The sequence below is a fragment of the Rhizobium sp. USDA 3886 genome, from assembly GCF_056279785.1.
On the sequence record NZ_JBWCDC010000001.1, the window covers coordinates 2,804,379 to 2,828,803 of the forward strand.

The 24,425-nt window shown below is 59.3% G+C and carries 26 protein-coding genes and 1 pseudogene; 10 read left to right on the forward strand and 17 right to left on the reverse strand.

Annotated elements, in window-relative coordinates; all coding sequences use genetic code 11:
* Positions 1-87 precede the first annotated feature (87 nt).
* The 6 genes from ACZ9BX_RS14380 to dnaN all read right to left on the reverse strand — a co-directional run bounded on the left by ACZ9BX_RS14380 (position 88) and on the right by dnaN (position 4,650).
* On the reverse strand, positions 88-1,068 hold the full coding sequence (locus ACZ9BX_RS14380; RefSeq protein ID WP_476218619.1) for a complex I NDUFA9 subunit family protein: 981 nt from the start codon (positions 1,066-1,068) through the stop codon (positions 88-90).
* Between the two features lie 113 nt (positions 1,069-1,181).
* Positions 1,182-1,469, reverse strand: coding sequence for a DUF1330 domain-containing protein (locus tag ACZ9BX_RS14385; RefSeq protein WP_476218620.1), 288 nt, complete (start codon positions 1,467-1,469; stop codon positions 1,182-1,184).
* A gap of 69 nt (positions 1,470-1,538) precedes the next feature.
* Positions 1,539-2,231 (reverse strand): orotidine-5'-phosphate decarboxylase, encoded by a 693-nt coding sequence (pyrF, locus tag ACZ9BX_RS14390; RefSeq protein WP_476218621.1) that lies wholly within the window; start codon positions 2,229-2,231, stop codon positions 1,539-1,541.
* Position 2,232: 1 nt separating this feature from the next.
* On the reverse strand, positions 2,233-2,820 hold the full coding sequence (locus tag ACZ9BX_RS14395; protein ID WP_476218622.1) for a histidine phosphatase family protein: 588 nt from the start codon (positions 2,818-2,820) through the stop codon (positions 2,233-2,235).
* A 1-nt stretch (position 2,821) separates the two neighbouring features.
* Positions 2,822-3,415 carry a phospholipid N-methyltransferase PmtA gene (pmtA, locus tag ACZ9BX_RS14400; RefSeq protein WP_086993492.1) on the reverse strand — a complete coding sequence of 198 codons (594 nt, stop codon included), beginning with the start codon at positions 3,413-3,415 and terminating at the stop codon, positions 2,822-2,824.
* Between the two features lie 116 nt (positions 3,416-3,531).
* Entirely contained in the window at positions 3,532-4,650 is a 1,119-nt protein-coding gene (gene dnaN / locus ACZ9BX_RS14405; RefSeq protein ID WP_476218623.1) for a DNA polymerase III subunit beta, read from the reverse strand.
* Between the two features lie 324 nt (positions 4,651-4,974).
* On the opposite strand from dnaN, the gene ACZ9BX_RS14410 reads away from it, so the two are divergent.
* Complete coding sequence (locus ACZ9BX_RS14410) at positions 4,975-6,228, forward strand: aminopeptidase (protein ID WP_476218624.1); 1,254 nt, start codon at positions 4,975-4,977, stop codon at positions 6,226-6,228.
* On the opposite strand, the gene ACZ9BX_RS14415 is transcribed toward ACZ9BX_RS14410, so the two are convergent.
* Positions 6,176-7,087: an EamA family transporter gene (locus tag ACZ9BX_RS14415; RefSeq protein WP_476218625.1), complete on the reverse strand. Its 912-nt coding sequence runs from the start codon at positions 7,085-7,087 to the stop codon at positions 6,176-6,178. The genes ACZ9BX_RS14410 and ACZ9BX_RS14415 overlap by 53 nt on opposite strands.
* A 100-nt stretch (positions 7,088-7,187) precedes the next feature.
* Here ACZ9BX_RS14415 and ACZ9BX_RS14420 point away from each other — a divergent pair, with 100 nt between their 5' ends.
* Positions 7,188-7,670 carry a MarR family winged helix-turn-helix transcriptional regulator gene (locus tag ACZ9BX_RS14420; protein WP_476218626.1) on the forward strand — a complete coding sequence of 161 codons (483 nt, stop codon included), beginning with the start codon at positions 7,188-7,190 and terminating at the stop codon, positions 7,668-7,670.
* Here the strand turns inward: ACZ9BX_RS14420 and ACZ9BX_RS14425 are convergent, their stop codons facing one another.
* From ACZ9BX_RS14425 to ACZ9BX_RS14435, 3 genes are all read right to left on the reverse strand, one after another.
* Complete coding sequence (locus tag ACZ9BX_RS14425; protein ID WP_476218627.1) at positions 7,671-8,261, reverse strand: NAD(P)H-dependent oxidoreductase; 591 nt, start codon at positions 8,259-8,261, stop codon at positions 7,671-7,673. It lies immediately after the preceding gene.
* 8 nt (positions 8,262-8,269) lie between these two features.
* Positions 8,270-9,850: an exodeoxyribonuclease VII large subunit gene (gene xseA / locus ACZ9BX_RS14430; RefSeq protein ID WP_476218628.1), complete on the reverse strand. Its 1,581-nt coding sequence runs from the start codon at positions 9,848-9,850 to the stop codon at positions 8,270-8,272.
* A 68-nt stretch (positions 9,851-9,918) separates the two neighbouring features.
* Complete coding sequence (locus ACZ9BX_RS14435; RefSeq protein WP_476218629.1) at positions 9,919-11,757, reverse strand: hypothetical protein; 1,839 nt, start codon at positions 11,755-11,757, stop codon at positions 9,919-9,921.
* A 159-nt stretch (positions 11,758-11,916) separates the two neighbouring features.
* Here ACZ9BX_RS14435 and ACZ9BX_RS14440 point away from each other — a divergent pair.
* The 4 genes and pseudogenes from ACZ9BX_RS14440 (at position 11,917) to ACZ9BX_RS14455 (ending at position 14,413) form a co-directional block, all read left to right on the forward strand.
* Positions 11,917-12,920 (forward strand): annotated as a pseudogene (locus ACZ9BX_RS14440) (glycosyltransferase).
* 29 nt (positions 12,921-12,949) lie between these two features.
* Positions 12,950-13,654: a class I SAM-dependent methyltransferase gene (locus tag ACZ9BX_RS14445; RefSeq protein ID WP_132560740.1), complete on the forward strand. Its 705-nt coding sequence runs from the start codon at positions 12,950-12,952 to the stop codon at positions 13,652-13,654.
* An 11-nt stretch (positions 13,655-13,665) separates the two neighbouring features.
* Positions 13,666-14,028 (forward strand): DMT family transporter, encoded by a 363-nt coding sequence (locus tag ACZ9BX_RS14450; RefSeq protein WP_476218630.1) that lies wholly within the window; start codon positions 13,666-13,668, stop codon positions 14,026-14,028.
* A complete protein-coding gene (locus ACZ9BX_RS14455; protein ID WP_476218631.1) occupies positions 14,021-14,413 on the forward strand; it encodes a GtrA family protein in 393 nt (130 codons plus the stop codon). Before ACZ9BX_RS14450 ends, ACZ9BX_RS14455 begins: the two co-directional genes overlap by 8 nt.
* On the opposite strand, the gene ACZ9BX_RS14460 is transcribed toward ACZ9BX_RS14455, so the two are convergent.
* Positions 14,414-15,400: a Gfo/Idh/MocA family protein gene (locus tag ACZ9BX_RS14460; protein ID WP_476218632.1), complete on the reverse strand. Its 987-nt coding sequence runs from the start codon at positions 15,398-15,400 to the stop codon at positions 14,414-14,416.
* Between the two features lie 180 nt (positions 15,401-15,580).
* Between ACZ9BX_RS14460 and ACZ9BX_RS14465 the strand changes: the two genes are divergently transcribed.
* Together ACZ9BX_RS14465 and ACZ9BX_RS14470 are read left to right on the forward strand one after the other, a co-directional pair.
* The gene (locus ACZ9BX_RS14465) at positions 15,581-16,528 is read left to right on the forward strand and encodes an aldo/keto reductase (protein ID WP_476218633.1); all 948 of its coding nucleotides are present in this window, start codon (positions 15,581-15,583) and stop codon (positions 16,526-16,528) included.
* A gap of 11 nt (positions 16,529-16,539) precedes the next feature.
* Complete coding sequence (locus ACZ9BX_RS14470; RefSeq protein ID WP_476218634.1) at positions 16,540-16,983, forward strand: N-acetyltransferase family protein; 444 nt, start codon at positions 16,540-16,542, stop codon at positions 16,981-16,983.
* On the opposite strand, the gene ACZ9BX_RS14475 is transcribed toward ACZ9BX_RS14470, so the two are convergent.
* Complete coding sequence (locus ACZ9BX_RS14475) at positions 16,973-17,590, reverse strand: hypothetical protein (RefSeq protein ID WP_476218635.1); 618 nt, start codon at positions 17,588-17,590, stop codon at positions 16,973-16,975. The two genes, ACZ9BX_RS14470 and ACZ9BX_RS14475, sit on opposite strands and share 11 nt — an antisense overlap.
* 169 nt (positions 17,591-17,759) lie before the next feature.
* Here ACZ9BX_RS14475 and ACZ9BX_RS14480 point away from each other — a divergent pair, with 169 nt between their 5' ends.
* On the forward strand, positions 17,760-18,119 hold the full coding sequence (locus ACZ9BX_RS14480; protein ID WP_476218636.1) for a nuclear transport factor 2 family protein: 360 nt from the start codon (positions 17,760-17,762) through the stop codon (positions 18,117-18,119).
* Between the two features lie 64 nt (positions 18,120-18,183).
* On the opposite strand, the gene pheT is transcribed toward ACZ9BX_RS14480, so the two are convergent.
* The 5 genes from pheT to infC form a co-directional block, all read right to left on the reverse strand.
* Positions 18,184-20,607 (reverse strand): phenylalanine--tRNA ligase subunit beta, encoded by a 2,424-nt coding sequence (gene pheT, locus ACZ9BX_RS14485; RefSeq protein ID WP_476218637.1) that lies wholly within the window; start codon positions 20,605-20,607, stop codon positions 18,184-18,186.
* Positions 20,608-20,623: 16 nt separating this feature from the next.
* The gene (gene pheS, locus ACZ9BX_RS14490) at positions 20,624-21,706 is read right to left on the reverse strand and encodes a phenylalanine--tRNA ligase subunit alpha (RefSeq protein ID WP_476218638.1); all 1,083 of its coding nucleotides are present in this window, start codon (positions 21,704-21,706) and stop codon (positions 20,624-20,626) included.
* Positions 21,707-21,852: 146 nt separating this feature from the next.
* Positions 21,853-22,257: a 50S ribosomal protein L20 gene (gene rplT / locus ACZ9BX_RS14495; RefSeq protein WP_027510575.1), complete on the reverse strand. Its 405-nt coding sequence runs from the start codon at positions 22,255-22,257 to the stop codon at positions 21,853-21,855.
* 39 nt (positions 22,258-22,296) lie between these two features.
* Positions 22,297-22,500 (reverse strand): 50S ribosomal protein L35, encoded by a 204-nt coding sequence (rpmI, locus tag ACZ9BX_RS14500; RefSeq protein ID WP_004108077.1) that lies wholly within the window; start codon positions 22,498-22,500, stop codon positions 22,297-22,299.
* A gap of 300 nt (positions 22,501-22,800) precedes the next feature.
* Positions 22,801-23,337, reverse strand: coding sequence for a translation initiation factor IF-3 (infC, locus tag ACZ9BX_RS14505; RefSeq protein ID WP_037142171.1), 537 nt, complete (start codon positions 23,335-23,337; stop codon positions 22,801-22,803).
* Between the two features lie 182 nt (positions 23,338-23,519).
* On the opposite strand from infC, the gene ACZ9BX_RS14510 reads away from it, so the two are divergent.
* Positions 23,520-24,320, forward strand: a complete 801-nt coding sequence (locus tag ACZ9BX_RS14510; RefSeq protein ID WP_476218639.1) for an alpha/beta hydrolase — start codon at positions 23,520-23,522, stop codon at positions 24,318-24,320.
* Positions 24,321-24,425 lie beyond the last annotated feature (105 nt).

Consider the following 24,425-nt stretch of genomic DNA (forward strand, 5'->3'; position numbering starts at 1 on the left):
TTGCGCCGGATCTGTCTCAAAGACGCAAAAATGAAAAACACCGCCCGCGGATAAACACAAGCGGCGCTCAACTGCTGCGGTCGTTCCTCAGGCTGCTTTTCCCGAGCCCGTGTACTGGCCATGCGGGCGATAACGCACCAGATAGGACGGCAGTACGGAGGTCAGCATTGTCGGCGTAACTCCGAGGGCCTTCAGCGTGTGGCCATCCACTTCGGCCTTCGTTGAAACGACGTTGTCGCGCTTCAACAGGCGAACCTGATCGGCCGTGATCGGGGGCTTAATGAAGGGAACGAGCGACGCGACGCTGCCGATCAGCGAGGCAATACTGAAGGGAATGGAAACCAGCCGGTTCTTGCGGGCGGTAACCTTCAGCATGACCTGAAGACATTCGCGGAAGGTCAGCACTTCCGGACCACCGAGTTCATAGATCGCCCCGCCCGCAGCCTTGCCCTCGATGGCACGTGCTACGGCTTCTGCCACGTCTTCAACGTAGACCGGCTGCAGCTTCGTCTTGCCACCGCCGATGAGCGGCAGAACCGGCGAAAGACGGGCCATCTCCGCAAATTTGTTGAAGAAGCCGTCTTCCGGCCCGAAAACGATCGACGGGCGGAAGATCACAGCGTCCTTCTTGATCGAAAAAATTGCCGCCTCCGCGCGCCCCTTGGTGCGGGCATAGCTGGAATCCGAATTCGCGTCGGCGCCGATTGCCGAAATATGGATGAGCTTCGCGCCGGAGGCGCGGGCGGCTTCAGCGACAGCACGCGCACCGAACTCCTGGATCGCATCGAAGGTGTTGCGGCCGGTCTCGAAGAGCACGCCGACACAGTTGATGATGAAGTCCGCACCCTCGACGGCTCGATCGACCGAGTTGCGGTAGCGCAGGTTAGCCTGAACGAACGAAATCTGGCCGACATTGCCAAGTGGCTGCAGGAAACCTGCAAGATCCGGGCGACGCACTGCGACGCGAATTCGATAGCCGCGCTTTGCGAGCGCACCCACGATATGCCTGCCGATAAAGCCGGAACCTCCGAACACAGTCACGAGCGGCGGCAGGTTGGCAAGGGTCATGGCAGGTTCCTCGAAAGGCTTGGATGGATGCGTTGGTCGGCACTCGTATTAACCGAAACCCGGCGCGACGGAAAGATCCCATCGCGCTCGAGTTTTGCGGATGCGAAGAGTGCTCAGACGCCTTCCACGACGACCATTTCCGCGTCGGCAGCTTCCTGGCGGATCTTGGCGGCGATCTGGTATTCCGGTGAATTATAGCACTCGACCGCATGCTTCACCGAAGGAAATTCGATGACGACGTTTCGGGCGCGCGACTTGCCTTCGAGTTCGGTGATTGCGCCGCCGCGGGCGAGGAAGTTTGCACCGTATTTCTCAAAGGCCGGCTTGGCTGCCGCGACATAATCCTTGTAGCGCTCGGAATCGCGGACATCGACGCGCGCGATCCAGTATCCCTTTGCCATGGTCTTCCTCCTGTTGACGGTCGAAATTGCGGGGGCAGGCAACGCGCGACCCATATCCTTCGTCAGGCGTCAGAGAGCGGTTTCCATTTCGGCAAGAATGCCACGCGCCGCCTCCTTCGGATCGGGCGCCTTGACGATCGGCCGTGCGACGACGAGGTGGCTCGAGCCAGCCTTCAGCGCATCGGCCGGCGTCATCACCCGCTTCTGATCGCCCTTTTCGCTGCCTACCGGGCGGATGCCGGGGGTGACGATCGCCATGTCAGGTCCGACGATTTTCCGAACGGCGGCGGATTCTTCGGCGGAGCAGACGACGCCGCCCATCCCGGCGAGCAGCGCCTGCTCGGCGCGGCGCAGCACCAGCGTATGCGGGTCGTATTCGTAACCCGCAGCGATCAGATCCTGCTCGTCCATGGAGGTGAGAACGGTCACGCCAAGCAGGCAGAGGTCCGAGCCTTTTGCAGCCTCCACAGCAGCCTTCATCGCCTTGGGATAGGCATGCAGCGTCAGCATCGACATGCCCATTTTCACGATATTCTCGACGCCGGAAGCGACCGTGTTGTCGATATCGAGCAACTTCATGTCCAGGAAGATCTTCTTGCCGTCCTGCGCAAGATCGCACGCGAATTCCAGGCCGCCGGCAAAGACGAGCTGATAGCCGATCTTGTAGAGGAGAATGTCGTCGCCGAGCGTCGAAACGATCTTTTCCGCCTCGCCAAGTGTCGGAACATCCAGCCCGACGATCAGCCGCTCGCGTGCGTTCATCTCACATCCATCCCTGCCAGTTTTCCATGGGCGTCCAGTCGCATGATAAGCGCCGGTCCGCAAGGCTGAAACAATAGAGGTTGCCGCCGCCGGGCGGCTGATCGCGATCGCGCGCGATGGCGCGGCTCTCAAGATGGCATTTCAGCAGCGTGCCGACGCCACCATGCCCGACAAAGGCGATCGGCTCGCGCGGATCGTGGTCGACGAGAACGGTTTCGAAGGCCGAAACGATGCGGTGCTGCGCATCGGCGGCACGCTCCCAGCCCCTGAAACTGTTCTGCGGATGGGCGAAGAACCAGTCGGCCGCTTTTTCGAATTCCGGAGGCGGCAGGAAGCCGGTCGCGGAACGGTCGTTTTCGTGCATGCCGTCCCGGATTTCGATGGCCACGCCCGCCGGAGTAGCCAAGATTTCCGCGGTTTCGATCGCCTTCGTCTCATCGCTCGAAACAATACGCCGCAGTTGCCTCACCCAAGCGTTTTCAGCCGCCTTGTGGGCGCGCGCCTCTCCGATCTCCGATAACCCCCATCTGGGCACCGGGACGTTCGGATCGATTTTCACTTGTGGGTGGGTGATGTACAGCCCGTACATTTCAGCCGCGTCTGTAGATCCAGAGCTGGGCCGGCGGGATATTGCGGACGATGAAATCGAAATGCTGGATGTGGTAACGCTCCGGCCGCGCGATGATCGGCGAGACGGGGCCATAAGAAATCTGCACGACCGGCCGACCTGCCGGAATACGGTCGAGCAAGCTTTCGAGAAGCGCAAAGCGCGCCTGCATCGGAAAGTTCAGGAGCGGGACAGCCGAAACGACGGAATCAAATGTCTGATCCTTGAGGTCGCCGAGCGTCTTGTCGAGGTCGAAGGCGTCGCCATTGATGAAGCGGACGCCGGGGTAGAGGCGCACGAGATGCTCGTAAAAATCCGTCGAATATTCGATGGCGACAAGGCTCTCCGGCTTCACGCCGCGCCCGAGGATCGCCTTGGTAATGGCGCCCGTGCCGGGGCCGAGTTCAAGGACCGGAAGCCCTGAATTCAGGTTGATGACGCTCGCCATCTTGCGGGCGGTGATGGAGGAGGTCGGGACGATGGAGCCGACAGTCTTCGGCCCCTGCATCATGCCCTTGAAGAAGCGGATTTCCTCATCGAACTTCTTGCCGAGCCGTTCTTTCAGCCGCAACGCCATGCCGTCCTCCACGAATAATGCACCAAACCGCCAGCTCTCTATTTGCAATCCTCTGGCGCAAAAACAAGACCAAACGTCGCAATCGGCAAACTTTGCACGGCAAATGCTACGCGCGTTTACACGCGCATCGGCATCAGAACGTAAAGTGCATCGTCGCCAGCGGTATCGCGAATAAGCGTCGGCGAGCCCGCATCGGCAAACAGGAAAATCGCCTGATCGCCGGAAAGCTGCGCCGTGATGTCGAGCAGATATTTGGCATTGAAGCCGATTTCCATGGAATCCGTATCGTAACCGACGGCGACTTCCTCTGTCGCGCTGCCGGAATCCGGATTGTTGACGGTGAGCAAAAGCTGGCCGTCGGAAAGTGCGAGCTTCACGGCGCGGCCGCGCTCGGAAGAAATCGTCGACACGCGATCGACAGCCTGGGCGAACGTCGAGCAATCGACGCGCATTTCCTTGTCGTTGCCGGTGGGGATCACACGCTGGTAATCCGGGAAGGTTCCGTCGATGAGCTTGGAGGTCATGACGATCGAGCCGATGCTGAGGCGGATTTTGGCATCCGAGACTTCGACCGTGACCACCGCATCGGGATTGTCGACGAGTTTCTGCAGTTCGCCGACCGTCTTGCGCGGAATGATGATGCCCGGCATGCCTTCGGAGCCGGAAGGCGCCTTCACGTCGGCGCGTGCAAGGCGGTGGCCATCCGTCGCCACGGCGCGCAACTTAAGATCCCCGTCGCTTTCGATCGTGTGCAAGAAGATGCCGTTCAGATAGTAGCGCGTTTCTTCGGTCGAGATCGCAAACTGCGTGCGGTCGATCAGCATCTTGAGATCGGCCGCCTTCAGCTTGAAGGAATGCGTGAAGGTGCCGGCGGTGAGGTCCGGGAAATCGGATTCCGGCAGGCACTGCAGCGAGAATTTCGAGCGGCCGGACTGGACAGCCATGGAGCCGCCATCTGTCGATGTCGCCAATAGAACTTCAGAACCGTCTGGCAGTTTGCGCACGATGTCGTAAAGAAGATGCGCCGGAACCGTCGTGGCGCCGCCCTGCTCGACATTGGCGGGCGTGGCTTCAGTCACTTCGAGGTCGAGATCCGTCGCCTTCATGTCAAGGTTCTGGCCATCTGCGCGCAGCAGGATATTGGACAGGATCGGAATCGTGTTGCGACGTTCGACCACGCGGTGAACGTGGTTCAGCGACTTCAAAAGGTTTGACCGCTCAATAGTTATACGCATGGGATGCTACCGCTTTCGACCGTTACTGCCCGGCACGCAAGACGCGCCGAAAGATGCTGTCCGGCTCCGGGCCGGAGGAGTGGACAGGCAAAATGGCAGAACTTTACCGGCGAATGCAAGGGGTGCGAGACACGGCAGCGCTGCAATTGCCATTTTCCGGCATGGATGCTCACAGAAATCCAATCATCCGCAGAAAACATTGTGGCGAAACCTTATGGCTCACGTGGCCTTCGCTCGCAAAATCGCCCGCCCGAGCTTCATTTTCGCTATAAAGGGGTCTAAGTCTGGCATCTTCAGAGAGTCGATTTCAGGAGGTAGCCGGCCATGACGTTCATGCCCCAGAGTCAGAATTCCGTCGATCCGATCAAGCTGGAGAAACTCGCGGAGGTCGCGGTCAATGTTGGCCTGCAACTTCAGAGGGAGCAAGATCTGGTGATTACTGCTCCGGTTGTCGCGATGCCGCTGGTTCGCCTGATCACCAAGCATGCCTATATGGCCGGTGCCGGTCTCGTCACGACGTTCTATTCCGACGAAGAGACGACGCTTGCCCGCTATCAATACGGCAGCGACGAAGGCTTCGACCGTGCCTCCGGCTGGCTCTACGACGGCATGGCAAAGGCCTATCAAAATGGCGCGGCGCGCCTCGCAATTGCCGGCGACAATCCAATGCTGCTTTCCGAACAGGATCCAAACAAGGTCGGCCGCGCGAACCGGGCGAATTCCACCGCCTATAAGCCGGCGCTGGAAAAGATCTCGAACTTCGACATCAACTGGAACATCGTTGCCTATCCGAACCCATCCTGGGCGAAGGTCGTATTTCCGGACGATCCGGAGCCGATTGCGGTCGCGAAACTGTCAAAGGCAATCTTTGCCGCCTCGCGCGTCGATCTCGACGATCCGGTCTCAGCGTGGAGGGAGCACAACGCGAACCTTGCCACACGCTCATCCTGGCTGAACGGCCAGCGCTTCGCCGCGCTGCATTTCAAGGGACCGGGCACCGACCTGACCGTTGGCCTTGCCGACGGTCATGAGTGGCATGGCGGTGCCTCCGTCGCCAAGAACGGCGTCACGTGCAACCCGAATATCCCAACCGAAGAGGTCTTCACGACACCGCACGCGCTGCGCGTCGAGGGCCATGTCTCAAGCACCAAACCGCTCTCGCATCAAGGCACGCTGATCGACAACATCCAGGTTCATTTCGAAGAGGGCCGGATTATCGAGGCCAAGGCTTCGCGCGGCGCGGAGGTATTGAACAAGGTGCTCGATACCGACGAAGGCGCGCGGCGTCTCGGCGAAGTGGCGCTGGTGCCGCATTCGTCGCCGATCTCGGCGAGCGGCATCCTGTTCTACAATACGCTTTTTGACGAAAACGCCTCGTGCCATATCGCGCTCGGCCAGTGCTACTCGAAGTGCTTCCTGGGTGGCGCGCAGCTCAGCCAGGATCAGATCAAGGCCCAGGGCGGCAATTCCAGCCTTATCCATATCGATTGGATGATCGGCTCCGACGAGGTGGATATCGACGGGGTCAAGCCGGACGGCTCGCGGGTTCCGGTAATGCGGCAGGGAGAATGGGCCTGACGGGCGCCATCGCCCTCTGGCTGACCCAGACGCTCGCCAGCACAAGCGCGAATCCGAAGAGCTGCGCGGGCGTCAAGCTTTGGCCGAGCGCCAACCAGCCGAGAAGCGTCGCGACGAGCGGGCTTAGGAAGCCGAGCGACGCGGCCGCCGACGGCTCGATCTTCGACAGGCCACGGAACCACACGACATAAGTGAAGGCGGCGCCGATCAATCCCAGATAGGCCATGCCAAGCACATTTGCCGCCGTCGGCACCGGAAGAGCCGGTTCGAACATCAGCGCGACCGGCACGAGCAAAAGCCCGCCGGCGGTCAATTGCCATGCCGTGAATGTGAGGTTCGAGACCGGCGGCGCCCAACGGCGCGTCAGCACCGTGCCGAAAGCCATCGAGACGGCGCCTGCGAGACCCGCGGCAACACCAATCGGATCAAGCGCAGCCTTTGGTGTTAACACCAGCAGTGCGACGCCGGCCATTCCGGCCAAACCTGCCAGGACGGCAAGAAGCTTGATCGGCTTGCCAAGAAAGAAGCGCGATAGCGCGATGACGATCAGCGGCTGGACGGCTCCGACCGTTGCGGCAACGCCGCCCGGAAGCCGGTAAGCGGAGACGAAAAGCATTGCCCAGAAGAACGAGAAGTTCAGCGCGCCGAGGATGAAGACCCTGCCCCACCAGATGCCGCACGGCAAGCGGCGGACGGTGACAAGAAGCAAGAGACCCGCAGGCAAGGCGCGCAGCATTGCAACAGTCAGTGGATAGCCGGCAGGCAGGAACGCGGTCGTTACGAAATAGGTGCTGCCCCAGATGGCTGGAGCAATGGCCGTCGTCAGGACATCGGCTGTATAGGTGCTATTTTTCTTCATATCAAGAATCTCTACATCAAGATAAGGCTCAACATAGTGGTATTTATCTTGACGTCAAGACATCTTGTGCTATCGCTCGTTTATCGAAGGTGAGGAAGCAATGGACCGCGTCGATAAAATCCTGTCCCAATGGCAACGTGAGCGGCCAGACCTCGACGTCGAAGCGATGGGCATCCTGGGGCGCCTCAAGCGGCTGACGACGCATCTCGGACGCGAGGTTGAACAAGTGCTGCTGCAGCACGGGCTGTCGTCGTCCGCCTTCGACGTGCTCGCAACGCTTCGGCGATCCGGAGCGCCCTATCGCCTCTCACCAGGCGATCTTCTGGCGATGACGATGGTGAGCTCCGGTACGATGACCAACCGCATCGACCAGCTCGAGAAAGCAGGTTTTGTCGAGCGCGTGCTCAACCCCGACGATCGGCGAAGCGTGCTGATTGCATTGACGGAGAAAGGGTTTGCAGCCGTCGAGACCGCGGTCGGTGCGCATGTCGCCAATCAGCAGCGGCTCGTCGAAAACCTCAGCGATGAAGACAAGGCAGCGCTCGACGCGCTGCTGCGCAAATTTCTCACGAAATTCGAATAGTCAGATCGCGCTCAGCGCCTTGCGCACGCGATCAAGATGAGCTTGGCGTTTGGCGGCCGTCGCGCGATCCATATCATGCAGGCTGAGCATGCGAAAATTGAGGCGATTGGAGCAGAAGTTCGCGATGCCGCGCTTCAGCAGCCGGCGCACCGGATTGCCCATATAGAGATGAACCAGCCACCACGGCGAGCCTGTCGTCGTCAAAGCCCAAAGCAGCCTAATATTGGTCAGCTGCGGAACGATCCGCCCGCCGGCCGCATCGTGCGAGAAGGCAACACCGGGCGCGAAGACCCGATCGAAGAAGCCCTTGAGGATCGCCGGAAAGTTGAACCACCACTGCGGAAAGACAAGGATCAATCCATCGGCCGCCTTCAGCCGCTCCACGATCTTTGAGACGCTGGAGGCATCATAGGGGATGTCGAAGTAGCCGCCGCGCTCGGCCTTCGTGAGGCGGGGATCGAAATCCTCGGCATAGAGATCGAGCAGATCAACCGCATGACCGGCTTCTGCCAGAGCTTCACGCGCAGTCTTTGCAACAGAGGCGGCAAAACTCTCATCGAGCGGATGGGCGAGTACCAGGAGGATACGCATCGGTTGTCCTAGAATAGGCTGCCCTGCTTCGGCGGCGCGGTCGGCTCTTCCGGCTTCGGCGAGCGTTTCCTCGGCGGCGCACCGCCTTCGGTCGTCACGGCGCCGACGCGGCCGTCGGCAAACTCGATCGAAATGGCGCTGCCGGCTGAAAGTGCCGCGGCCTGCGATACCGGCCGGTTTTCATCGTCGCGGATGACTGCATAACCGCGCTTCAAGACGTTTTTGTAGGAGAGAGACTGCAGCACGCGGTCCTGTGCCGAAAGCTCGCCCCTTGCCCGTGTCAACTGATGGCGGACAGCGGTATCGGCGTGACGGGACAAGTTTGCCAGATGGTCGCGCATGCGCGCCGTCTGCGTTTTCAAGCGCATAGGCAGGGAGACAAAGACGACATCGGCGCGGCCGACACGGGATTTAGAGCGATCGATCAGTCGCTCCACCATGCGCTCCGCCCGCGTCATTCGCTCGGCAAGTATCTGGCGGCGCTCGGCAATGCGGTTAGAAAGCACGTCCGGCCTCAGATGCGAGGCGGTGCGCTCAAAGCTCCGGCGTTTATTGATGGTGTTGAGTTCCAACCCGCGGCCAAGGCCCGACGCTGCCTCATCGAAACGCCGGCGTGGCATCGCAAGCAGCTGATCGAGCGACGGCAGCGCCCGCATCAGCGAGCGAACCGCCTGCCGCCGCTGATCCATCTGGCGGCTCGTACAGCCTTGCAGGCGAGCTGAAAGTGCCGAAACCTGCGCCTCCAGTTCGGCCTTGACGGGAACGGCCATTTCCGCAGCACCCGTCGGCGTCGGCGCACGCACATCGGCCGCATAATCGATCAGCGTCCAGTCCGTCTCGTGGCCAACCGCGGAGATAAGCGGAATTTCACTTTCAGCAGCGGCGCGCACGACGATCTCGTCGTTGAAGCTCCAGAGGTCTTCGAGGCTGCCGCCGCCGCGGGCGACGATCAGCACATCCGGCCTCGGCACTTCGCCGCCCGGCTGGACGCCATTGAAACCGCGGATGGCATTCGCCACCTCCTCGCCGGAACCATCGCCCTGCACCTTGACGGGCCAGACGATAACATGGACGGGAAAACGATCGGAAATGCGGTGCAGGATATCGCGAATGACGGCGCCCGTCGGCGATGTGACGACGCCGATGACCTTCGGCATGAACGGCAGCCGCCTCTTGCGCGCCGCGTCAAAAAGACCTTCAGCACCAAGCTTGCGCTTGCGCTCCTCGATCAGCGCCATCAGCGCGCCGGCGCCGGCTGGCTCCAGCGTTTCAATGACGATCTGGTACTTCGATGAGCCGGGGAAAGTCGTTACCTTGCCGGTGGCGATTACCTCCATTCCTTCTTCCGGCCGGAACTTCAGCCGCGAGAATGTGCCCTTCCAGATGACGGCGTCGATACGTGCGCGATCGTCCTTCAGCGAGAAGTAGGCATGACCCGATGAATGCGGGCCGCGATAGCCGGAAATTTCGCCCCGCACCCGCACTTGATCGAAGGCGGTTTCGACCGTGCGCTTGATCGATCCCGAAAGCTCGGAGACCGAATATTCCGTCAGGTTCGTGGGCGAATCGGTGTCGAAGACATTACTCATCCTTCCTTTCTAGCGAAAGCGGAGGGAAAGATCAGCCTTAGGCGTCAAGGATTTTGCAGAGCGGCCTGTCAATCCACCGGCTTGAAGAGATAGTATTCGACGCTCTTGGCTTTGGCGAACGGGCGTAGGTAAGACGGAATATTACCCTTCGCGAGCTGAGCGTAGAGCCCTTCCGATTTCAATTTCCGGAGCGCGGCGGTCGAGGGGTCGTCTTTGCAAAAGGCAAGCATGGTGACGCCGGCCCCGCGCAGGAAGGCTTCCGCCTCCTTTGGGTCGGAAAGACCGATATGAAGTTCGGTCAGCATGCCCTGCGGATTGCGGTGATACGGCGCGGTCAAAACGTGCTGGCCGGTGAACCGCAGGATTGGAACACCCATTTCCGAAGAAGCCGCGATCATGCCAACTGGTATGGTGTTGAGTGGCGCCACAGCATCTCTGGACTTGCAGGAATTCGTTTCGTCATCCTCCTTCGCGGCATTTTGTTTTTCTTCCGGCGTCTCGCGTTGTATCTCGACAAAGCCACCCGCCACCGCCCACGCGGCCGGCACGCTCGCCAGCACGACCATGATATAGCAAAGAGCCGCAGCGATATTTTCCCGTTCGCCATTCGAAAACCGGCGCATATCGATAATCAGCAGCGCGAGCGGCAGGATTGAAATCATGTTCGAGAAGGCGGCGCCCCGAACCTGCACAAGTGCAATCGCCCAACTCACACCCAGCAGGAGCAGCAGGATCAGATGAATCTCCACACGATCGCGATGAAAGATGCGGAAGACGCAGGTGCCGACACCAAGTAGACCAACGGCATAAAAGGCACCGAGCGAATAGGGCTCGGTACGCCCCATCGCAATGATCGACCGCGCCTCAGAGATACCGTTAAGCCATAGCTCGATCAGCATGGGATCGAGATCGTTCATTGGATTGTGCAAGCATTGCGGCGCGATCACGAGCGCGGATACGGCGACAATAGCGCCAACACCGGCAAGAGCGACAAAACGCAGAGAACGCGACAGATGGCTGGCGCAAACGGCCACGGCTAGGAGCAGGCCTCCGCCAGTCGCGGAGAGACTGTAAAAGCCAAGCGAGAGGCTGTCGCAGGTTACAGTTGAATACAGGCTGGGGGGAATCGTACCGAAGAAGAAAATGCTGATGAAGAGCGCCATGGATAGACCGAAGGCTTTTGCCGCCGCCGCATAGGTTTCCCCGTGCCAGGCCCAGGAAATCGCGACCGTGATGCAGACGGCCGCAACAACCGGTGTCGTTTCGGCGCCGATCGCGATTGCAAGAGCGGCGCAGAATCCCGCGATGGTATAGCTCCAGGCGCGATATTTCTCATCCAGCAACATCGCAATCATCATGGCGACGAGGCAGAGTTGCACATTATGATGATCAATTGCACCTGGCAGGAACCGGCCGCTTGTCATCACCATCAGAGCAGTTAGACCCAGCGAAATGTGCATGGCCGCGATGCCGCCGATGCGGCGCGCGGCTATCGCCATCGCGAGCATCAGAGGGATAATGAGCGAAAGCGGCCAAACAGCAAGTGCAACAGTCTCGGCTTTTTCTGTCGACAGGAAGAGGCCGAAGAACCTGATCAGCGAGGCTAGCGGCAAGTCGACGAGTCGCGACCAATGCATCAACGTTCCGCCGACACCAAGCCGATACTGCGTGAGATCGAACCAGCCTTGGCCAGCAAGCAGGTCGCGCACCTCGACAAGCCGCATGCCGTCATCGTTGTCAGGGCCGACATAGTCCGTGGCATTCGGCAGCTTCATGGCTGCTATCGCCGCGATCAGCACACCGCTGTAGATCAGGACGGATGGCCAGAGACGCGTCAGCAAGGTTCGCAGCTTCGTCAGCGAAAATGCCGAAGTGGCCCTGCCGGTTATCTCTGCAACATTCGTCATTGGGATACTGTCCGTCTTGAACTCGACGGACTTTAGCCTTCGTGAATCAAGAAAGAGTAAAGCGCACCAAAAGTAGCCACGGTCTCTGTCTGCGCTATAGCGTCTTATTAACAATGGATGCTTTAGACTGCTCGCCGACCAAGAACGGTGGGTAGGATCATGACGCGATTGCCGCCAGAGAGCTTGAATATTGCTGTGCTGCTACCTTGCTATAACGAAGCGGCAACGATCGGCGCAGTCGTCCGCGGTTTCAAAGCGGCACTGCCGCATGCCCAGATCCACGTCTACGACAACAATTCGACCGACGGGACCGCGCTCCACGCCATGCTCGCAGGCGCCGCCGTCGTTCGCGAGCGGCGTCAGGGCAAGGGTCATGTGTCGTGCGCCGCATGTTCGCCGATATCGACGCTGACATCTATCTGATGGCGGATGGCGACGGCACCTATGCGCCGGAAGACGGCGAAGAGCTGATCCGCACGCTGCTGACCGAACGCGCCGACATGGTGGTCGGAACGCGGCGCGGCGTTCATGCGGACGCAGGACGCGACGGACATGCTTTCGGCAACCGCATCTTCAACATTCTCTATCGCACGATCTTCGGCCCTGACTTCACCGATATTTTCTCAGGCTACCGGGCCTTCTCGCGCCGTTTCGCGAAAAGCTTCCCGGCCGTTTCCGGCGGTTTCGAGATCGAGACCGAAATGTCCGTTCACGCGTCGCGGCTCAAGCTGCCGGTCGCCGAACTGGAACTCGACTACGGCCGGCGCCCGGAAGGCTCGCACTCGAAACTTTCAACCTTCAAGGATGGCGGCAAGATCCTCTGGATGTTTGCCATGCTGATGAAGGAAACGCGGCCCTTTGCCTTCTTCGGGCTTATCAGCGCGTTCTTCATGCTGTCGAGCATGGGTTTCATGACGCCCGTGCTGGCGGAGTATTTCGAAACAGGCCTCGTCAAACGCATGCCGACATGGGTCCTCTCCATGGCGCTGATGATGATCTCGTTCATGGTCTTCACCGCCGGCCTGATCCTTGACTCCGTCGCCCGCTCGCGTGCCGAGCAGTTGCGCATCCATTACATCAACGTCGCCGCGCTGAGTCAGGGTGCGATGCCGGAAAAACCCATCGACGCCGCACGAAGCGGCAAGACCGCCCGTATCGCTTGATTGCTTCCGCTCAAGGTGACGCCACTTCCATGAATAGAGAAACCACAAACCGCATCCGTTTCGTGCTGGAAGATATCCTACCGCCGTTTATCCGCGATTCAGGTGCATTCCGCTGGGCTGCACAGCGCGTCTGGGGCGCCCATATCACCCATCTAGCGAAATTCCGCGAGCGCGCGCCATTCCTTTCGGAAAAAGAGTATGCCGAGCTTTACCGCAATCATCCCCGCGTTCACGAAGGCACTGACAATTCGGTAGCCTGCATCCGTCGCATCCTCGGATCGATCGAGGGCGAGACGGTCTGCGACATCGGGTGCGGCACCGGCGCGCTGCTCAGCCGCATTCAGTCGGCGCATCCGGAACTCCATCGCCTCACCGGCGTCGACTTCGTGATAGACGACGCGTCACGCCTTTCCGGCATTGAATATGTCGCCGCCAAGGTCGAAACCCTCCCCTTTGCAGACGCGGAATTCGACACGGTCATCTGCACACATGTGATCGAGCATATTCTCGACTACCGGCGGGCGATCGCGGAACTGCGCCGGATTGCAAGACGCCGCCTCATCATCGTTGTGCCGCGTGAGCGCGAATACCGCTACACGTTCAACCCGCACTTCAACTTCTTCCCTTATACGCACTCCTTCCTGAGAGCTGTCCAACCGGTGCCTTCAGTCTACGTCTGCGAGGATATAGGTCGCGACATCTTCTATTCGGAAGAAAGAGGTGCCGCGGATTGAAGGACGGTTCGATGCTTTCCACTTTTTCAGCGAGCACGTGGATTGGCCTTATCGGCACGCCGCTGCTGATCGCCTCGGGTCAGGTGCTGTTCAAACTGACGAGCGCGACCGCAGGCGAACTCAATGTCCGCAATATCCTTGCGCTGCTTCTCAATCCCGTGCTGCTCGCAGCACTGCTCCTTTACGCGCTCGGAACGATTATCTGGATCTACGTCCTGAAAGCCGTCCCTCTGACGATTGCCTACTCCTTCATGGGATTGACCTTCTGTTTCGTTCCTTTGCTAGCGCAGGTCTTTCTCGGAGAGGCTCTTACTGTACGCTACGCCATTGGCGCCATTTTCATCATAGCCGGCATGCTGGCGATCAATGGCTGACGGTTCTTCCAATCGAATTTTGTTATTCCTGCGCTTTGTCGCATTGTTGCTGCTCGGACTGATGATAGATGCGCTACTCTTCCATTTGCTGCTGAATGCGGCGTTTGGCCCGCTTCTCGCGCGGACACTGAGCCTTCTTGCAGCACTTGCCATCACGCTCGCATTGCTGCACCGCATCGATCTCAGAGCACGCAATCGATTGTCGACAGAACGCCCTGGCCTTGCCGCAATCTTAATAATCGCGGCCATTCTGAACCAAGGCCTCTACGCCACGCTCGTAACGGCATTGCCGTCTCTGCAGCCGTTGGCGGCGATGGCTCTCGCCTCCACCGCCACACTGTGCTTTGCATTTTTCGGCTACCTGCGGTTCGCGTTTCGCAAATAATCAAACCGGCTCCCAGCCGTCCTTCTCGCTGGCGCGGTAGATCGCGTCGATCACCTTCTGGTTCAGCTTCGAGCTTTCGAGCGTCACCACCTCTTCCTTCTCGCCCTTCGCAGCGCGGGCAAAAGCTTCAGCTTCGCGCCTATACTGGCGGCTGTCCTGGAAGCGGAAGATGGTCGACTCGTTGTGGCTGCGGTTGGCGAGTTCGAGTTCCTCCGGCCCCCAGCGGTCGGCGTTGAAGGGCGACTTTACTTCGATGTAACCCTCGGTGCCATGGAAGACCATGACCTGGCGGTTTGCCATCTGGGTGGATATGTAGAAACTCAGCTCGAAATCGCCGAAGTCGGCCTTCACGCTCGAATAAATATCGGTACCGAATTCCGGGTCGCGTTCGGTGACGGCCTGGATGCGCACTGGTTCCTTGCCGGTCGAGAACCGCGTGCTGATGGTCGGATAAACGCCGATATCGGGCAGGCCGCCGCCGCCGAGTGCGGGAATGTTGCGCATATTGCCGGGATCGCGATTAAAATAGGTGAAGGCACCCTGGACATGGCGAAGCTTGCCGATCGCACCATCGGCTATCAGCGTGCGGACCTTCCGCCAGACCGGCGCGTAGGTCACCATGTAGGCTTCGGTAATCAGGACCTTATTGCGATCGCGCGCAGCAATGAGGCTGTCGATCTCGCCGGCATTGAGCGCGATCGGCTTTTCGCAAAGGACATGCTTACCGGCGTCTGCCGCCTTGATGGTCCATTCGACGTGCTGCGAGGTTGGCAGCGGAATGTAGGCGGCATCGATCACGTCGGAGGCGAGCATCTCCTCATAGGAACCGAAAGCATGCGGTACGGAAAAGCGGCTGGCCATCTCTCGCGCCTTTTTCAGGTCGCGGCTGGCAATTGCGGTGACGACGCAGTTTTCCGCATCCTGAATGGCGGGAACGACGAGTTCACGGCCGATCTTTGCCGTCGAAATGATACCGAAACGGAGCATGGCTTAGCCTCCCAGAGCTTGAATGGGCGCAACCTTATTCAGGGGTGGCGAGCGACGCAATGGCGCGCGCGCAAATCACGGAAGTTTGGTTTTCCTCCGCCGGAACCTGCGCTAGTTTACCCCCGGCGGCGCTCCGTCGCATCCGCACTTTCAATCAAATCAGCATTTTAGGAGAACGCCATGAAGATGCGCAGGCTTGGAAAAACAGGTATTTCAATCTCGCCTATCGTCTTCGGCGGCAATGTCTTCGGATGGACCGCCGACGAGAAAACGTCGTTTGATATTCTCGATGCATTCTTCGACGCGGGTCTCAACACCATCGATACGGCCGACGTCTATTCATCCTGGGTGCCCGGCAATAAAGGCGGCGATTCAGAGGAGATCATCGGCAAGTGGCTGAAGAAGGGAAAATTCCCTCGTGACAGAGCAATCATCATCACCAAGGTCGGCTCCGACATGGGCCACGGCAAGACGCTGAAAGAGCAATATATCCTGGAAGCCGTGGAGGATTCGCTTAGGCGCCTAGGGACGGATTACATCGACCTCTACCTCTCGCATTGGCCAGACGAAAATACGCCTTATGAAGAAACGCTCGGCGCCTTTGCCAAGCTGAAAAAGCAGGGCAAGATCCGAGCGATCGGTTGCTCTAATCTTGATGCCGGCCAGCTTCAGGCATCCTTCGATGCCGCTGAGAAGGCTGGCGTTCCTCGCTACGATGTGCTGCAGCCCGAATATAATCTCTATGAGCGCTCCAGCTTCGAAGGCCGGCTTGCCGATCTTTGCGTCAAGGAAGATATCGGCGTCATCACCTATTTCAGCCTCGCAGCCGGCTTTCTCTCCGGCAAGTACCGCAGCAAAGCCGATACGAAGGGCAAGGCCCGCGAGGACCGGGTCTCGAAATATCTCGACGACAAGGGCATGCGCATTCTTGCCGCACTTGATCAGATTTCCGCCGAGACGGGCGCGAAACCTGCCGAGATCTCGCTCGCCTGGCTGCTCAACAAGAAAGGCGTGACGGCACCGATCGCCAGTGCTACGAGCACCCCTCAGCTCGACAGCCTTGTAAAAGCGGCTGAACTTGAGCTTTCCGACGAAGCAATGAGACTGCTCGACAGAGCTGGCGCCTGAGGGGGAATGACATGACCGTGACAATCCGCGATGCGAGACCGGAAGACGAAGCGCGTTGGCGCGGACTCTGGAAGGATTATCTCGCCTTCTACGAAGTGACGGTCGATGAGGACATTACCGATTCAACGTGGCGCCGGGTTTTCGATCCGGCTTCGGCGATCTTCATGCGCGTTGCGGAAGTCGATGGAAACGTGATGGGCTTCACCCTATCACTGACGCATGAAGGCACGTGGATTCGCGGCAAGGACTGCTATCTCGAAGATCTCTTCGTCGATTCTGCCGCCCGCGGCAAAGGGGTCGGCCGGGCGCTGTTGGATGACCTCGTGTCTCTCTGCAAGCATAACGGATGGTCGCGGCTTTACTGGCACACCAACGAACAGAACAAGACGGCACGTGCGCTCTACAACAGCTATGTCGAAAGCGATGGACACATCCGCTATCGCATCAGTTTCTAAGCCGCGGAAGACCCTCGTAGAACTTCGAATGATCACCTTGCCAATTCGCCATACCAGGCTTGGTGAGGGTGCCGCGCGGCCGCACATAGCTCTGGATCACACGCTTTGGCCGCTCGTGCCATTGGATGTTGAAGGCCCATAGCTTCGGAAAGAAGCAGAGCGCTGCGTAGGGCAGATGATCGTGGATCCACCATGCAAGCTTCTGCCAGTCTTCCTCATCGCGATAAGTATCGATCATCCAGGGTACGACGACACAGGCCGTCGCCCCCATGCAGCCATCGAAATCATTTCTGTCCCAGATATGGTCCGCGGCACTTGATGCATTGGTCGAGCAATTGAGCTTGTTTTTGTTTCCGAACTCGTTGACTGCGGCGGAACGGTAGCCCGAGCGGATGTGCAGTCTGCCGAACGTTGCCTGAAGCGGTTCGAGCAGTTCCTTGCAAAGCCGCCTGCCCGCCTCGATCGCCAGGTCCGGATCGTCGGGAATGTTCGGAATTCGATAGAAATCGGCGATCTCGGAATGCAGGAAATCGCGGAAGAAGAAATTCTTCGAAAGCCGCGCCCGGCCCATATCCTCGAGCGACTTCATCGATCCAGGCTTCTTCATGCACCTCTCCATCTACTGGTACGACCCTATCCCGCCATCCGGCTATTGCCACCCGGAAATTGCGGGGCTCCAGTCTTACCAGCCGCTCCAGCTTGGCACGGCTTGCCGGAAGAGAGCCTGGCTCTAAATCTTCCAGCGTTATGATGACGCCGATACAAGGGTGCGAGATATGTCCGAACAGCAGGCAGTCGAAGCAGTCGTCCACCTCTACGTCGAAGGCATGACCTTTGCCAACGAAGCGGCTTTGCGAAAGGCCTTCCATCCGCAAAGCGCAATCATCGGTCACTACGAAAATATGGTCGAATGGCTGACGCGCGACGAATTCATCGCTGCGATCACGGCCGAAGGCGCCGCTCCGCCGGGTACGCAACCCTATATGGACATAACAACGATCGATATCGCAGGCGATGCCGCGATGGTGAAGGTGACTGACGAATTCGCGGGGATGCGATTTACCGATTATCTGTCGATGCTGAAGATCGACGGCCGCTGGACCATCGTCAACAAGCTTTACTACCTGCATGCCTGATGACGCAGCTTTCAGTGCTTCAGGCCGGCGAAGCCGCCAGCCCGGAGCGCCCATCATGTGCTTGTCAGCCTCGCAGCACGCCGCCGGTGAATTTCGCCACGCTCGCCACGATCCTCTGCGTCAAGGCTTCGAAATCCTCGTCCGTCAGCGTCCGCTCGACGGGCTGGATCTGCACTTCGATCGCAATCGACTTCTTGCCTTCACCAAGCGACGCGCCTTCGAAAATGTCGAAGACATTGACGCCGGTAACTAGCTTGCGGTCGGCACCGCTCGCGGCCCTGATGATCGCGCCCGCTTCTACCGTCCTGTCGACGACGAAAGCGAAGTCGCGCTTGACGGCCTGGAAGGGCGAAAGCTCCAGCGCCGGCTTGGTGCGCGTCGCCTTCTTCTTCGGCTCTGGCATGGCGTCGATATAGACTTCGAAGCCGCAGAGCGCACCGGAGACATCAAGCGCTTCGAGCGTCGAGGGATGGAATTCGCCGAAATAGCCGAGGACGACCTTCGGGCCCATCTTGATCGTGCCCGAGCGGCCGGGATGGTACCATTCCGGTCCGCCCTGCTCTATCTGGATGTTGCTCATCGGCAAGCCGCAGGCCTCGATCACCGCCAGCGCATCGGCCTTGGCATCGAAGACATCGACTGGCTTGCCGCCGCCCTTCACATTATTCGACCACATGCGGCCGGAGCCGGCGAGCGACGCCGTGCCGCGGCGAATGCCACCGGCAACACGGCGCTGGCCTTCCGGCCTGTCATTCTCATAGGTGCCGGAAACTTCGAAGATCGCCACATCGCCGTAGCCCTTGTCGGCGTTGCGCTGTGCCGCCGTCAGCAGACCCGCCAGGAGCGAGGGGCGCATGTCGGACATTTCGGCAGCGATCGGGTTTGCAAGCTTCAGTGCCGGCGAGCCGCCGCCGAACAGCTTCGCCTGCTCTTCCGAAATGAAGGACCAAGTGACAGCCTCCAGCATGCCGCGCGAGGCAAGCGCCCGCTTGGCCATGCGGTTGCGAATCTGCAGCGTCGTCAGGATCTTGCCGTTAACCGCGGCATGGCTTTCCAGCGGCGCCGGCTTAATGTTGTCGACGCCATGGATACGCATGACTTCCTCGACGAGGTCGGCCTTGCCATCGACGTCCGGACGCCAGGAAGGAACAGCGACGGAGACACGTTCGCCCGAACCTGACACCAGGAAGCCGAGGCGGGTCAGGATATCCTTGCTCTCCTCGGTCGAGACTTCGAGGCCGGTCAAGCGCTTGACTTCCGAATAAGGGAAATCGACGACATTCGGCTGATAGCCCTTGTAGCCAACGACATCCGCCTTCGCCGGCGTGCCGCCGCAAAGTTCGAGAACGAGTTCCGTCGTGCGCTCCAGACCGGGAACCATATATTCCGGATCGACACCGCGCTCGAAGCGATAGCGGGCATCGGTGATGATGCCGAGCGTGCGGCCCGTCTTGGCGATGTTCATCGGGTCCCAGAGTGCGCATTCGATCAGCACGTCGGTCGTGTTTTCGTCGCAGCCGGAATGCTCGCCGCCCATGACGCCGCCGATCGACTCGATGCCATCCGCATCGGCGATGACGACGTTATTAGGCCCAAGCTTGTATTCGCGCTGGTCGAGCGCGAGCACCGTCTCGCCTTCCTTGGCGCGGCGAACCGTCAGATGACCGCTCACTTTTGCAGCGTCAAAGACGTGCATCGGCCGCCCCTGATCGAAGGTCATGTAGTTGGTGATATCGACCAGCGCATTGATCGGGCGCAGACCGATTGCCAGCAGGCGCTGCTGCATCCATTTCGGGCTCGGGCGGTTCTTGACGCCGCGCACGAGGCGGAGCGCAAAACCTGGGCAGAGTTTTTCGTCATCAAGATCGAGCCTTACTTTGACGGGTGTCTCGCCTTCGACGGCAAAGGACGGTGCAGGCCGTGCCTTCAGCGTGCCGAGACCCGACGCGGCCAAATCGCGCGCGATGCCGTAGATGCTCGTGCAGTCCGGACGGTTCGGCGTCAGGTTGATCTCGATGACCGGATCGTCGAGATGGGCATAAGCCGCATAGCTGGTCCCAACCGGCGCGTCTTCGGGCAGATCGATGATGCCCTCATGATTGTCAGAAATCATCAGCTCCTTTTCGGAGCACATCATGCCATGGCTTTCGACGCCGCGGATATTGCCGACGGAAAGTGTTACGTCGATGCCGGGAACATAGGTGCCCGATGCGGCAAATGCGCCGACGAGACCCGCCCGTGCATTTGGCGCGCCGCAGACGACCTGGACCGGCGGACCCTTGCCGGTATCAACTGAGAGAACCTTCAGCCGATCGGCCTGCGGATGTTTTTCAGCGGAGAGAACCTTGGCAATGACGAAAGGCTTGAAGGCTGCCTTGTCATCGACATCTTCGACCTCCAGCCCGATCATCGTCAGGCGGGCGCAGATTTCATCGAGGGTGGCATCCGTTTCCAGATGATCCTTCAGCCAGGAGAGTGTGAATTTCATAATCTCAATCCTCCCTTTACGCGCTCAGACCGCCGAACAGCGTCGGCATGTCGAGCGGGCGGAAGCCATAATGGGTCATCCAGCGAATATCGGCGTTGAAGAAGTCGCGCAGGTCCGGCATGCCGTATTTGAGCATGGCGATGCGGTCGAGGCCCATGCCCCAGGCAAAGCCCTGATATTCGTCCGGGTCGAGACCGCCATAGCGCAACACGTTCGGGTGCACCATGCCGCAGCCGAGGATCTCCATCCAATCCGTTCCTTCGCCGAACTTGACGATCGGGCCGGAGCGGTCGCACTGGATATCAACCTCGAAGGACGGCTCGGTGAACGGGAAGAAGGACGGACGGAAGCGCATCGTCACGCTGTCGACCTCGAAGAAGGACTTGCAGAACTCCTCAAGCACCCAGCGCATGTTGGCGACATTCGCCTTCGTGTCGATCACCAGTCCCTCGACCTGATGGAACATCGGCGAATGAGTTGCATCCGAATCCTGGCGATAGGTCTTGCCAGGGATGATGATGCGGATCGGTGGCTTCTGTGCTTCCATCGTGCGCACCTGCACCGGCGAGGTGTGCGTGCGCAGTACCTTGCGCTCGCCGTTTTCATCCGGCTGGAAGAAGAAGGTGTCGTGCATCTCGCGGGCTGGGTGGCCTTCGGGGAAATTCAGCGCCGTGAAGTTGTAATAGTCGGTCTCGACATCCGGACCTTCTGCGATCGAGAAGCCCATGTCGCCGAAGATCGCGGTGATCTCGTCGACGATCTGGCTGATCGGGTGGATGCGTCCGCGCTCGGCGGGCGATGAGCGGACCGGCAGGCTGATGTCGACCGTCTCCGCCTTCAGGCGGGCATTGACCGCTGCCTCCTTGAGCGTCGCCTTGCGCGCGGCAAGCGCTTCTGCGACCTCATTTTTGAGGACGTTGATTGCAACGCCCTTGGTCTGGCGCTCTTCGGGCGACATCGTGCCGAGCGTCTTCAGGAGCTCGGAAACAGAGCCTTTTTTTCCGAGGGCTGAAACGCGCACGGCTTCCAGCGCCGGTTCGTCATCGGCGGCAGCAATTTCCGCAAGCAGCGATGATTTGAGATGGTCGATATCTGACATCGTCAATTCTTTCCGTCCAGGATCAGGCGGGTAATCGGAGGCTGGTGAAAGCCGGGAAGAAGTACAAAGAAAGAAAAACCCGCGCCAGCCCAAACCAGCGCGGGTTTCCCAAAATTCAAAAAAGCGTCAAGCTTGGGAAGCGCTGGTTAACGAACCGCGCCTTCAAACTCGTTCTTCGTACCGGCTTCCTTGAGGTACTCAAGAGCCTTCTTGGAGGCTGTGACCAGCGCGCTGAATGCTTCCGGCTCATGGATTGCCATGTCGGAGAGAACCTTGCGGTCGACTTCGATGCCGGCCTTATTCAGGCCGTCGATGAAGCGGCCGTAGGTCAGGCCGAATTCGCGGACGGCAGCGTTGATGCGCTGGATCCAGAGCGCGCGGAAATTGCGCTTGTTCACCTTGCGGTCGCGGTAGGCGTACTGCTTGGCGCGATCGACTGCAGCCTTGGCGGTACGGATGGTGTTCTTGCGGCGGCCGTAGAAGCCTTTTGCTGCCTTCAGAACCTTCTTGTGCTTGGCGTGAGAGGTTACGCCTCTTTTTACACGTGCCATTTCATGATCTCCTTAATCTAAAGCGTTCGCGGAATAGTCTTAGAGACCGTTCGGCAGGTAGTTCTTCACGACCTTGCGGCCGTCGGGTTCAGCGAGAACCATCGTGCCACGTGCGTCGCGAATGAACTTGTTGGTACGCTTGATCATGCCATGGCGCTTGCCAGCAGCGGCGGCCTTGACCTTGCCGGTCGCGGTGATCTTGAACCGCTTCTTGGCCGAGGACTTCGTCTTCATCTTGGGCATTTTGCTACTCCGTTTCTGTCCTCCCTGCACGCTTCTTCAAAGAAGCCCTTCTGCGATGTCCGGTTTTGCGGAGTCGCAACAAGGTGCGGGAGCGTTTGTTGTTGATCTGCGGGTATGGCGACGAAACCGTCCCGCAAGCATTCGAAACTGCCACGGCATGCCCTGCCGGTCAGTTCGGACGCGCGCTTATACCCGCAGCGCCATAAAAGTGCAACGGGGCAGGCAAGGAATCTTCAGCCGCACAAAAAAACAGGAAAGCCGCCCTTGCGGACGGCTTTGATGCGTCGATGAGGACCGCGCTCACTTCGGCGCGAGCACCATCATCATCTGGCGGCCCTCAAGCTTTGGCTCGGCTTCGACCTTTGCAAATTCCAGCGTGTCGGCCTTGACCTGCTGCAGAAGCTTCATGCCGAGTTCCTGGTGGGCCATTTCGCGGCCACGGAACTTCAGCGTCACCTTGACTTTGTCACCTTCCTCGAAGAAGCGGCCCATAGCCTTCATCTTCACCTCATAATCATGAGTGTCGATGTTCGGACGCATCTTGATTTCTTTGACTTCGACGATTTTCTGCTTCTTGCGGGCCTCGGCAGCCTTCTTCTGGTTGGCGTATTTCAGCTTGCCCAGATCGAGAATCTTGCACACAGGCGGTTCGGCGTTGGGAGAAATTTCCACAAGGTCGAGACCGGCTTCTTCAGCCATTCTCAAGGCCTGGTCGGTGGGCACCGCGCCCAAATTCTGTCCTTCAGCATCAATCAACTGAACCTTGGGAACACGGATTTCCCGGTTCGAACGCGGCCCTTCCTTCACGGGCGCGTCGGTTTTAAAAGGTCTGCGAATGGTCGTACTCTCCTCGAGTTGTTTCGGATTGCAGCTTCGCGCTTCCATTTGGGGGCGCAAACAAAGTCTCAAAGTCTCGCTTACGCTGCGATGTCGTCAATAACACGCTTTAGCGGAAAAATCACCTGCTGTCAGCCTATCGAGAATCTGTTTTATAGGATCAAACAACGGGAGTTCTGCTTATGTCCGAAGCAATAGCCACATCCGAACCGCAGTTCCTGACAGTGGGCGAAGGCGATGCGGAGCGAAGGATTGCTTTCATCATTCGCGAAGCTGTCTCGAAGGATCGCAGCCCGACCTTCGTCTGGCTCTCCGGCTACAGGTCGGACATGAGCGGAACAAAGGCGATCGAGCTTGATCGTCTGGCCGGCGAACTCGGACTTGCCTGCATTCGCCTCGACTATTCGGGCCATGGTCTTTCCGGGGGGCAATTCATAGACGGAACGATTTCCCGCTGGCTGGAAGAGGCACTTGCCGTCATCCTTCATACGAAACCCGAGAGTATCATCGTCGTCGGCTCCTCGATGGGCGGCTGGATCGCGTTGCGACTGGCGCAGGAGCTTGCAAAGCTGGACGCTGCGCCAAAGCTCGACGGCATGGTCCTGATCGCGCCGGCACCCGACTTCACCTCGGAGCTCATCGAGCCGCATCTGAGAAAGAAGGACCGCGTCTCGCTCGCGGAACGCGGCTATTTCGAAGAGAAGTCCGAATATAGCCCGGAACCGAACATCTATACCCGTGCCCTGCTCGAAGACGGACGCGAAAACCGGGTCCTGACCGGAATTATCGAGACAGGCTGCCCGGTGCATATCCTGCAAGGCATGAAAGATCCGGACGTTCCCTACAGTCATGCCATGAAGCTGATAGAACACTTGCCCGCCGACGATGTCGTGCTGACTTTTATCCGCGACGGCGACCATCGGCTATCCCGGCCGCAGGACATCGAACGGATGTTGTCTGCCGCCAAGGGCCTTATTCATTGATCGAAAGACGGCGCCGCCTCCGACAGAAGGCGGAATCGCATCCGCCGCATAGCATGAATTCGTGTGTCATTTTAACCATGTCGGTGGGTTGAAGCGGCCTTGCAA